At 36.1% G+C, this 11,729-nt stretch carries 8 protein-coding genes; 5 read left to right on the top strand and 3 right to left on the bottom strand.

Annotated features, from left to right (window positions below; translation table 11 throughout):
* Window positions 1-29 precede the first annotated feature (29 nt).
* Window positions 30-1,967 (top strand): polysaccharide biosynthesis protein, encoded by a 1,938-nt coding sequence (locus ACTBZY_RS05165; protein ID WP_463045272.1) that lies wholly within the window; start codon window positions 30-32, stop codon window positions 1,965-1,967.
* Here ACTBZY_RS05165 and ACTBZY_RS05170 read toward each other — a convergent pair.
* The 3 genes from ACTBZY_RS05170 to ACTBZY_RS05180 form a co-directional block, all read right to left on the bottom strand.
* Window positions 1,930-3,435: a capsule assembly Wzi family protein gene (locus ACTBZY_RS05170; protein ID WP_463045273.1), complete on the bottom strand. Its 1,506-nt coding sequence runs from the start codon at window positions 3,433-3,435 to the stop codon at window positions 1,930-1,932. The genes ACTBZY_RS05165 and ACTBZY_RS05170 overlap by 38 nt on opposite strands.
* Window positions 3,435-5,495 (bottom strand): T9SS type B sorting domain-containing protein, encoded by a 2,061-nt coding sequence (locus ACTBZY_RS05175; protein WP_463045274.1) that lies wholly within the window; start codon window positions 5,493-5,495, stop codon window positions 3,435-3,437. Before ACTBZY_RS05175 ends, ACTBZY_RS05170 begins: the two co-directional genes overlap by 1 nt.
* Window positions 5,496-5,600: 105 nt before the next feature.
* Window positions 5,601-6,956, bottom strand: a complete 1,356-nt coding sequence (locus ACTBZY_RS05180; RefSeq protein ID WP_463045275.1) for a hypothetical protein — start codon at window positions 6,954-6,956, stop codon at window positions 5,601-5,603.
* A 289-nt stretch (window positions 6,957-7,245) separates the two neighbouring features.
* Between ACTBZY_RS05180 and ACTBZY_RS05185 the strand changes: the two genes are divergently transcribed.
* From ACTBZY_RS05185 to ACTBZY_RS05200, 4 genes are all read left to right on the top strand, one after another.
* The gene (locus ACTBZY_RS05185; RefSeq protein ID WP_463045276.1) at window positions 7,246-7,788 is read left to right on the top strand and encodes a hypothetical protein; all 543 of its coding nucleotides are present in this window, start codon (window positions 7,246-7,248) and stop codon (window positions 7,786-7,788) included.
* A gap of 6 nt (window positions 7,789-7,794) precedes the next feature.
* Window positions 7,795-8,892, top strand: a complete 1,098-nt coding sequence (gene gmd / locus ACTBZY_RS05190; protein ID WP_463045277.1) for a GDP-mannose 4,6-dehydratase — start codon at window positions 7,795-7,797, stop codon at window positions 8,890-8,892.
* Window positions 8,893-9,074: 182 nt separating this feature from the next.
* The gene (locus ACTBZY_RS05195; protein WP_463045278.1) at window positions 9,075-10,094 is read left to right on the top strand and encodes a PorP/SprF family type IX secretion system membrane protein; all 1,020 of its coding nucleotides are present in this window, start codon (window positions 9,075-9,077) and stop codon (window positions 10,092-10,094) included.
* A gap of 109 nt (window positions 10,095-10,203) precedes the next feature.
* Complete coding sequence (locus tag ACTBZY_RS05200; protein WP_463045279.1) at window positions 10,204-11,670, top strand: amino acid permease; 1,467 nt, start codon at window positions 10,204-10,206, stop codon at window positions 11,668-11,670.
* Window positions 11,671-11,729 lie beyond the last annotated feature (59 nt).

Here is an 11,729-nt window from a genome sequence, read left to right on the forward strand (position 1 = left end):
ATAATTAAATTGGGTTCTTTAATAAGCACATGAACAAATACTTACTATCGGTATCCGAAAAATTCGTTTCCAAATGGCTCATCTTGCTGATGGACATTGTTATTGTCTGTTGCTCTTTTGTCTTGGCTTCTTTTATAGAATTTAATTTTGATTTTCGATACTTTGATGCCTCGGTTTTTAAATACCAATTAATAATTGTAGTTGTTCTAAGAACAGCGGCATTTATTTATTTTAAGACTTATACAGGAATCATAAGGCATACAAGTATAGAAGATGCTGTTAATATTTTTAAAGCCACCTCTTTATCTAGTCTTGTATTAATTGTTCTCAATTATATAGATTTTGAGATCTTGTCTCCCTATTTTCATGTTCCAATTTCCATCATTATCATTGGTTTTTTTATCGTTTCCGTGGGGCTAATTTTTAGCCGAATAATGGTAAAAAGTACCTATGAAAGATTATTGAATTCATTTAAGGTGGAAAAAAAGGTTTTTATATATGGAGCGGGTTATTTAGGTAGAATTAGTAAGAATACACTTCAACAGGATAAACGATTGAGATATGAGGTATTGGCTTTTATTGACGATAATCCTCAATTGATAGGTAAAACTATTGAAGGGGTTAGGGTAATAAGCAGGAAAGTTGCAATAACTTCCTATTTAAAAGGAGATATTAAAAAGCTTAAATCCATAGAAGTAGTTTTTGCTATTCAAGGTATAAGCTCAACTAGGAAAAATGAAATCATCGATGAATTGCTAGAAACAGGAATAACCATTAAAATTATTCCACCGGTAAAACAGTGGATGAATGGGGAATTAAGTTCTAGTCAAATTAAAAGTATTAGAATTGAAGATCTTCTTGAACGTGATCCCATTACTTTAAATAATAGACTTGTAAGTTCTTTTTTAAGGGGTAAGGTGATTCTTGTTACGGGAGCAGCAGGCAGCATAGGAAGTGAAATTGTTAAACAAGTCATACGTTTTGAACCTAAAAAGGTTCTCATGTTAGATCAGGCAGAATCGGCATTATACGACTTAGAAACTGAGCTGAAAAGATTAGGAAAACAAACCAGTATTGAATGTGTTTCCCTTGTAGGAAGTGTCTTGGACAAAGTGCAGTTAACGAATGTTTTTGAGAAGGAGCAACCAAATGTTGTCTTTCATGCAGCGGCATATAAACATGTACCCTTGATGGAGGCCTATCCTAATAAATCAATCGAAGTCAATGTTTTAGGTACTAGAAATATTGCAGACCTTTCTTTGAAACATAAAGTAGACAGATTTGTGTTTATTTCAACGGACAAGGCGGTAAACCCAACCAATGTGATGGGTGCAACTAAGAGATTAGCGGAAATGTATGTTCAAAGCCTTAATGTAAATCAAAATAAAACAAGATTTATTACAACAAGGTTCGGAAATGTACTAGGCTCTAATGGTTCAGTCATCCCTTTGTTTAAAAGACAGATTGAAGATGGAGGACTAATTACCGTTACAGATAAACGAATCATAAGATATTTTATGACCATTCCAGAAGCATGTCAGCTTGTTTTGGAAGCAGGTACCATGGGTAAAGGGGGAGAGATTTTTGTTTTTGAAATGGGGGAGCCAGTGAGGATATTTGATTTAGCAATGAGAATGATAAAACTCTCTGGCCTTCAAATTGGTCAGGATATTGAGATAAAGATAACTGGGTTAAGGCCTGGAGAAAAGCTGTTTGAAGAGTTATTAAATGACGCAGAAGCAACTTTGCCTACCCATCATCCGAAAATAATGATATCAAAAGTCAAGTCATGCAATACCGAAGAACTAAGTACTGCAATAGAACGTTTAAGTAAAAGCTTAAATGAGGAAAAGATATCTTTGGTGTCTCAGTTGAAAACCTTAGTGCCAGAATATATTAGTCAAAATTCGGAGTATCAATCCCTTGATATTATTGATTTGAGTTCCAAGTTAGACCAAGGTTTATAGCTGTTCGGTTTCCTAAAAAATCGCCCCAGTCACTTGCCACGGCAACATTTAATATATAGCTTTTAATTCTTGTATTCCATCCCAAAAATAAAGATCGCTGAACAAGTTTATTGAACTCAAACGCATAATTACCATAGTTTTTACTTTCAGCATATTTTGCAACGAAGTTTTGATTATTATAGGATAGCATGCTGCTAAAGTTTAAAGCTAAAATTCGGGTGTTAAAAACTTTCGAACTAATAATTTCAGATGATTTGGGTATTAAAGAAGAGTATTCGCTAATAGGTAGAAAAAAAGAATTGGCTAAAGTTATCGATTGATACGTCCATCCGTCTTTATACAATGAGTTGTTAAAGTAATTATCCTGTCCCCTTAGTTCTGGGATTATATTTCCACTTCCTCCTTTACCTCCTTGATTTCTAGAGTCTATGTATTCAAAGTTAATTTTTCTAAGTTTGACTTTGGAGTTTGTATTTATAGGAGGACTTAAACTTATACCTAATAAACCATCGCTAATATTACTTAAGTAAAACAAACTGCCATCTTCATAGATGCTTTGACGATATATAAGAAGCTTTCCAATAAGAGTTTCGAACGCTAAGGCTACATCAATAGTTCCAAGGTGGTTACCCGCCCTATTAAATGCTTCATTATAGGGTACGCCATCTTTGTCCAGACCAGCGTCCAATTTTCTGTTTAGGCTTAAGCCAGAAACGACGTTGATGTATGTTTTTAAATCAGAAGGGTATTTTGTTATAATTTGTTCTGTTCTAATATCATACCATGGAACGATCGGTCGCCCTCCCCATTGTACTTGATGATTAAATCCTCCATAAAACTTAATCTTCCAAGCTGGTCTACCAATTCGGGTGTAGAAGGTTTTTTGATGTAGGTAGTAGTTTTTTACGGAGTCCGTACTGCCAAACCACCCGTGTGCATAGGAACCTTTGATTGAGATAAGACCGTTTCCTATTATAGGTACATAGTTGGGCGTAGAGATTTGAACTTTTGGGATAGGTAAGGCATTACCTGACCAAACAAACGAGCCACTAGAAAGCGTTGAGTCTACTAAGCCTAAAACCTCTTTTCTTCTTCCGGCATATAGTTCAAAATTGCCATGTCGAACTTTAAAATAACCTTCTGGAATTATGACTTGATTGACCTTTCCGGCATTGATTACCCCAGTAAAACCGTAACCATAACTAAGCTTATTAAGAGCCTTCTTTAGCGTGTATAGGCTGTCATATTCATGTTTAACAGAGGATTTTAATTGTAAAAACTGCGATTCATATGGGACTTCTCCATATTGATTAGCTTGCAACCAAAAAGGAAGCTTATCAGTGGTTGATAGGAATAATGAAGATGACGCTGTATACTCATTGTTCTTAATTATACTTTGGCAGTTACCATCTATTCCTGCAAACATTAACGCAAGAGTCATTGATATACAGGATAAACCCTTTCTCATTATTTAATTATATTAATTAGGCCCGAGTAAGAAAGGGTTTCCCCTCTTTTGTTTAGTGCCTCTACGCTATATGTAAATGTTCCCGTGGGCAAATTTATTCCTTTATAACTGCCATCCCAACTAAAGTATGGGTCGTCACTATAAAAAACTATTCTTCCCCAGCGATCGTAAATATTAATTTTAAAGGAGCTTAAAGCATTTAAATTTCCGAAAACTTTAAAGGTTTTATTTTCTAATATGCTGCTCGTGGGCGAGAATGTGTTAGGGAAGAAAAACTCAGCATCTATAGGGAGTGTTGCGATATTAGAGTATGATTCTAAGCCAGATGAAGTAATAACGCGAATAATAAACCGTGCTTCAAATTCATTGTTCTCTAAGTTGGGTTGATAGGCTCCATCTCCAAAATTAGTTCCTGAAGAAATTGATGTTCTTAAGTTAGAATTCGTTTCATCAATTGCAATAATTTCATAAGCGTCTATTGAGTTTGGAGAGAAAGGAAGACTCTCTTCCCAAAATAGTTCTGAAACATTGTCAGTTTCCAGATAAATAGAACAAACCTCTGGAGAGCGTTTAGATCTACTACCACATTCATCTAAGTATTGGACTTGGAAGCATTGACTTTTAGAAGAGGCGTCTAAATTAGTATTAAAAGAGCTTTGGGAAGCATCAACACTGTCAACAAGGTTTGTTTCGCTATAGAGATAAAACTTGTCTTTATTCAATAACCAGCCACTGTCATCTTTAAATTTGACGATGGGTAAATCATTTTCAATAGTGACATATAAACTATTTATACTTTCGGGTTCAAAGTCTTTTCGAGAAATACATATTTCATTAGAAAGACTTTCACCCTCATATTTGAATCTGAAAAGTTGTCCCGACGTTTGTACTTTTATTCTATAACAGTAGTCGTTTGAGCAGTTAATGGTATGATAGTATTCTGGAGGGGAGTTTGGTACTGCAATGTCTGTGCTGCTCGACAGGTTCTCTTTTACAATTATGGAGGTACTATGCTCTAAAAATCTTCCGTATATGGGCTGGTTTGGCCAATCGAATTGCCTTTTTTTATATTCATCCCAATTTAAAATGTTCTCTTGCTCAGTAAAGGTTGGGTCGAAAAAAGGAATGGTACAGATTTCTGCCGATTGTTCAATTCCACATGATATATTTCTTATGGCATAGAAACAATAGGATTTTGTAGAGTCCTCAATTTCAAAGGGGATATTTCCAGGTTGTTGATTACTTAAATACGGGCTTGCATTATAAGGTGTGTTTTTTTCTGTCTTATATACCTCATACCCCGAACCGTTAAAAGCACCAACTAAGGAAATTGTACCTGAGGAGGCTGTGTTTAACTCAATTTTGTCAATGTTCGGGTGAAACAATAAATCTATACCAGAGGCAGTGGGTGCTCTTAATGTTACTGGACTTGGAGCCCCACAATTTATAGCAAGACCAGTGTAGAAACCTTCTACATTGATGTCGATGGGTAATGCTATATTTTTGGTTTTCGAAAAAGAAAGCTCAGCCTTCTTAACCGTTTCCTTTGCTCCTATACCCCAATTAATTTCATAGTAGTCAAAACTATTTACAATAGCTTCTGGGATATCAATAGTCAAACTGGAGTTATTACATAGTGTGTAACTAAACTTTGGAGTATTGTCTACCCGAACCGTAACATTCTTACATGAATAAAAAGCATCCCCGCTGGCCTTTTTTCCATATTGTAATATGGTGTAATTAGACGTTTTTTCCGGCTTGAAATAAGTGTTTTCGGTACTTGTAACTGGACCTAAAGAATTTAATTTAGATTTATCTTGTCCTTGGTAGTAGTAAATATATTTAATGTCTGAAAACCCTGTTTTATCCTGCAATTTTACAGTATAGGGTCCACAGCCTACATTTGGAGTTAGTAACTCAAATCCATCTTGCAGATAGTTAGGGTTTTTACTAAGATCAGTTTCACATAAATCTTGTGAAAAGGAGGCAAAAGGGAAACCTAACAAAAGGTATATACCAAATGCAACGAAGTTAATTTTATTTATACTTAACTCGGCCATTCCGTTTCATATTAAGGGACTATAAAGGTAATTAGAATACGGCAGTTCTGTCAACAAATATTATTTAATGGTTTGATAGAGCATGTTCGCCTTGAATAAAAAAAATTATTTAAATATATACCTCAATGAGCTTCTAGAGCCAAAAGAGGAAGAGTATAACGTGCCTTCATCTAAAGAAAATATTTGTTGGAAAAACCATTTTTGGTTGAATGCTTTTTGAAGAAGTATATTTGAAGAATGTTGCTTTTTTAAAAAATCGTTAATGTAGGTGCCGAAATTAAGCGAAAAGGTATGTCTAATTTCATAATTTACGAATTTGAAATTTCCCTTAAATAATACTGAATAGTATTTAACTCTATTATTGTATGCAAGCTCGCCGCTTTCTGACTTATATAGAATAAAAGGGTTTCCAATTATTCTATCCTTATAGGACCAGCTTTGATAAACACCATGTAAAAAGTAATTGTCGATTTCACCTAGATTGCTTTCGTTGACTTTCCCAAACCTCGTTCTCCCTTGACTTTTTGTATAGAAAAAATCAAAATCAAATTTATTTAACAGAGTGTAAGGCGTGGATATACTTATAGTGTAAAGACCATCTTCTATATTATTCAAGTTTTTAACTGAGCGACCGAAATCATAAGGTTGCTGTTTGCCAACGTAAAGTTTCCAATTATTAATTCTTATTTCTGTGCCAATATCAATAGAACCTAATTGATTCCCGATGGCAAGACCTCCGTCAAATCCTGTTACTTTTTGGGGATTAGGAGGTACAATTTTCTGCAAAAAAGGAATAAGTAAATATTGGTAAGAGTACAAAGGGTAGGGTGCTAAGTAACCATTTATCGTTGGAGGGATTGGTCCCCCAACGTCTTTCAAAATTTCAGAATATCCTCCCCACATGGCCTGATGGTTGATGCCGGTGTAAAACTTAACCTTTGCGTTTTCTTTGCCGAGTTTTAGATACAGCCATTTTTGATGTAAAAGATGACCTGAAACGACACTGTCTTTGCCAAACCATCCATGTGAAATTCCGGCTTTAATAGAGACCCTGCCTTTTTTTTCAATCGGAACATAGCCTGGCGTATGGAATTGTACTTTAGGCATGGGTAAGGCGTTTCCAGACCAAATGTAAGAACCTGAGGTACTCAATGTATCGGTCAATCCGAAGATTTCCTTTCTTCGCCCAATATAAAGTTCTAATGATTTCCAGCGTGCTTTTAAAAAGGCTTCAGAAAGTAGAAATTCAGTGTTCTTATTGAAATTACTTAATGCTGTTATGCCATATGCCCAATCAACTGACTTTAATTTACCCACCGTATTTCTGGTGCTGTCATATTGGTTTTGAAGTGAGAATTTGAGCTGTAAAGAAGGTAAGGTTTTAGGTGTTTCTCCATAATTATTGGCATGAAGCCAAAATGGAGCCTTGTTTTCATTGGCCAAGAATAAACTTGACTCCAACCAAATCGATGTTTTCTTTGAAGATTGAGCATTCAATTCGAGCCCTCTTACCAAAAACATAATAAGGAAAAGTTGAATTATTCGTTTGAAAGATATCAAGGTCTAATGGCTTTAAGTTATTTATAATCAAGTTACGGAATAGAATTTAATTTTGGAGACATTGAAGCCTTTCGAACGCTTAAATTTATTATTAGGTAGGTCATTTTTACTGGTTTCCATAAAATGTTCAATATTTCATATAATTTTGTAAATTCAAAAGGCATGGATTTTAGATTTTAATTTCGTTTTCATGAAGTATACCATATATCTGATTCTTTCTTTTACAATACTGGTTTCCTGTGCAAGGAACATTACTTCTAATAAGTCGGGGGGCTCTTCTGAGGTTTCGAATTATGAAGAGTCTCTTGCTGGGGTTAGACCAAAGATGAAAATGATGAAAGAACCCGTGAACAATAAAGCTGAAGAAAAAGAGCTTGATAGAAATGCTTATGTGCCGGTGTCTTTAAAAAGCGATAATGAAAAAATTGATAAAGTTCTAGATGACATTTCAAAACATAATGCCTCTATTACAGAGCTTCCAGGTTATCGTTTGCAGATTTTCTCTGGTAATAGTAGAGAAGGTTTTGAAATAGCGAAATCGTATATCTTACAACATTATCCTGAGTTAGAAATTTACGAGTCGTACAGTCAACCAACTTACAGGGTTAAGGTTGGAGATTTTTTAAAGAAGATGGATGCAGACAAGTATTATGCATCAATAGTAGGGAGGTTTTCTTCTTCCAAAGTGGTAATGGACAATGTAGATGTCCAAAAAGGTTTAAAAATAAATTAATCGATTTTGAAAAAAGCACTTATTACTGGCGTAACAGGTCAGGACGGAGCCTATTTGGCTGAGTTTTTACTTGAGAAGGGATATGAAGTTCACGGAATTAAAAGAAGAGCTTCATTATTCAACACAGATAGAATAGATCATATTTATAAAGACCTTCATGAGGCAGATGTGAGGTTTGTGTTACATTATGGCGATCTAAGTGATTCTACAAACATCATTAGAATCATTCAAGATGTTCAGCCAGATGAAATTTATAACCTTGGAGCCATGTCTCATGTTCAGGTTAGTTTTGACTCACCTGAGTATACCGCGAACGTCGATGGCATAGGTACGCTTAGAATTTTAGAAGCGGTTAGGATTTTAGGTCTGACAAAAAAAACAAGGATATATCAGGCTTCAACTTCTGAATTGTACGGCCTTGTTCAAGAGGTTCCTCAAAAAGAGACCACACCATTTTATCCACGTTCCCCTTATGCGGTGGCCAAAATGTATGCGTATTGGATTACTGTGAATTATAGGGAAGCTTATGATATGTTTGCTTGTAATGGTATATTGTTTAATCACGAATCTCCGCTTAGAGGTGAAACGTTCGTTACAAGAAAGATTACAAGGGCAGTAGCACAGATAGCATTAGGCAAGAAGAATTGTCTTTATCTTGGAAACATGGATGCCAGAAGAGACTGGGGCCATGCTAAGGACTATATTGAAGCCATGTGGTTAATCTTACAGCAAGAAAAACCGGAGGATTTTGTAATTGCTACGGGTGTTACCACCACAGTTAAAGATTTTGTAAAGATGGCTTTCAAAGAAGTTGGGATTACATTAGAATTTAAAGGCTCTGAAGAGAAGGAAGTTGCTGTAGTAGTAGCTTGTTCTAATCCAGAATTTCAAGTGGCCATAGGTGAAACTGTAGTGGCTGTTGACCCGAAATACTATAGACCAACGGAGGTAGAATTATTAATTGGAGATCCTACAAAATCCAAAACTCAACTTGGTTGGGAGCCTAAATATGACCTGCCCATGATGGTGAAAGAAATGGTGGCGGCCGATGTAAATCTGTTTCAGAATCAATCAGGCTTAAACAAAGCAGGTAAAGCCTTGTAATTTATTTTTCGTTAATGCGTTCTTTATAAGTCTTCTGATTAGTGAAGGTTAATTTTATCAAATTTTAGATAAACTTCACTGCTCAAGAGGCTTTATGTTTGAGATTCATGGGGAGCTTCATATAATTGGAATGAAAATTGTATATTAGACCTAATGTATCTTTAAATACAGAATGTGATTAAATGAAAAAAAGCATTTACATCTTATTGTTTTTGGTATCTGGGCTAGAAGCATTTCCTCAAGACCCTCAGTTTTCTCAGTTTTATGCTGCTCCCATGTATCATAATCCTGCCTTTACGGGTGGAGGCTATGCACCAAGGCTGATTTTCAATTATAGAAATCAATGGCCCTCATTAGCTGCTAATTATACTACTTCTGCCGTTTCTGTAGATCACTATATAGACAAATTCAATAGTGGCGTAGGTTTAATGGTCGTAAACGACCAGCAAGGATCTTCTAGATTAAAGAATACAGAGATATCGGGCTTTTATTCTTATCAGTTAAATTTAATCGATGACCATTATTTAAGAATGGGTGTTCAGGCTACCAGCTCAAACAGAACCTTCGACTCTAACGGTTTAACATTCCCAGATCAGTTTGATAATAATGGATATACTGGTGGAGTTTCTTCAGATCCTTTAGCTAATTCAGGGAGTACCGTTAAGTTTGTGGACTTTAGTGGAGGTATTTTGTATTATAATCCGTCGGCATATTTGGGGGTTTCGGTGCATCACCTTACACAACCGGATATGGCTTTTACTTCAACAGGTGACAATCTTCCCAGGAAAATAATGGTAAATGGAGGTTTGAATATTCCATTGGCAGACTTATCCACTACGGGAAACAAAGAATTTGTTTTAATACCAACCTTCCTATATAAACAACAAGGAAAATTTAACCAGTTGGATTTGGGAGCCTACGTTACATATAGCCCTTTGACTTTTGGTCTTTGGTATAGAGGAATCCCCATTAAGAAAAACGATACGAATGCATTGAATCATGATGCTTTAGTGGCTTTAGTTGGTTTTAGATTCGATAACTTTTCTTTCGGATATAGTTATGATTTGACCATTAGTGGATTAGGAGCATCATCAGGAGGTTCTCATGAAATATCAATAGCTTATCAATTTGACCCATTTGAGACTTCTAAAAGCCAAAGCCCGCGAAGGAGAAAAAAGTCATTGTCGTGCCCCAAGTTTTAGGAGGTGCGACGTGGAGGTAATAGTACTTATTTAGAGGTTTGTCTTTCAAACCTCTTTTTTTCGTTTATATTGCGGTAATCAACGACCTAACTACAAAGAAATATTTCTGATGGCATCAAATTTATGGGCTAAAAAGTCAATTGATAAGCTGGTACAGTCTGCTTCTGGAGAAAAGAATGAATTAAAGCGGACACTTAGTTCCACCAGTCTAGTAGCATTGGGAGTTGGGGCAATCATAGGAGCGGGACTATTTTCCTTAACCGGTATTGCTGCCGCGAATCATGCAGGCCCAGCAGTCACCATTTCATTTATACTTGCAGCAGTAGGTTGTGCATTTGCCGGACTATGTTACGCAGAGTTTGCTTCTATGATTCCAGTTGCAGGGAGTGCTTATACTTATTCTTATGCCACAATGGGAGAATTTGTAGCTTGGATTATTGGTTGGGATCTAGTTTTAGAATACGCATTAGGTGCTGCCACGGTGGCCGTTTCTTGGTCGAGATACTTGTTAGAACTTTTGAGCTCTTGGGGTATTCACTTACCCGTAAATTTTGTTTGTTCCCCTTATGAAGTGCTGGAGTTAGCAGATGGAACTATCGTCAATGGTGGTTACATTAACCTTCCCGCAGTGGTTATTGTGGTTTTATTATCCCTATTATTAATTAGAGGAACGCACGAATCGGCTAGAATGAATAATATTCTAGTAGTTTTAAAAATTGCGGTAGTCATTCTTTTTATAACACTTGGCTGGGGTCACATTGACCCACAAAACTATGTGCCTTATATTCCAGAAAATACAGGAGTAAGGAGTCAATTTGGTTGGACGGGAATTGCCACGGCAGCTGCCGTAGTATTTTTTGCATTTATTGGTTTTGATGCGGTATCCACCGCAGCTCAGGAAGCCAAAAATCCTCAAAAGGGTATGCCAATCGGGATATTGGGCTCCTTAATCATTTGTACCATACTTTATGTTTTATTCTCACATGTAATGACAGGCCTTGTCCATTATACAGAATTTGCCAATGACGCCAAACCTGCAGCTACGGCCTTTGCTAAGACTGGATATGGCTTCCATCAAAATGGTTTAATCATTGCAATATTGGCGGGTTACACATCGGTTATGCTTGTGATGTTATTAGGACAAAGTCGGGTGTTTTATTCCATGAGCACAGATGGTCTATTACCAAAGTTCTTTGGAGCAGTCCATAAAAAGTTTCACTCGCCTTGGAAAACCAATTTGTTCTTTATGGTTTTTGTTTCACTTTTTGCCGGATTTGTACCCGTTAGTGATCTGGGGCATATGGTGAGTATAGGTACTCTGTTTGCCTTTAGTCTTGTTTGTGCTGGAGTATGGATTTTAAGGGTCAAAAGCCCAGAAATACCTAGGGCTTTTAAAACGCCACTGGTTCCATTAGTCCCAATTTTGGGTATCATTGTTTGTGTTTATCTTATGACCTCATTGCCAATAGAGGCATGGTATAGGCTTGGTATTTGGCTAGCTTTGGGCTTGGTGATATATTTTGTGTATGGGCAAAAAAACAGTAAAATAAATAAGGAAGAAGACGAAAATATGTAATTAGATATCGAAAATGCATTAATAGTGATACTATTTCGTTTATCTTGCGAGCCACTTTT

Source organism: Arcticibacterium sp., from assembly GCF_055134445.1.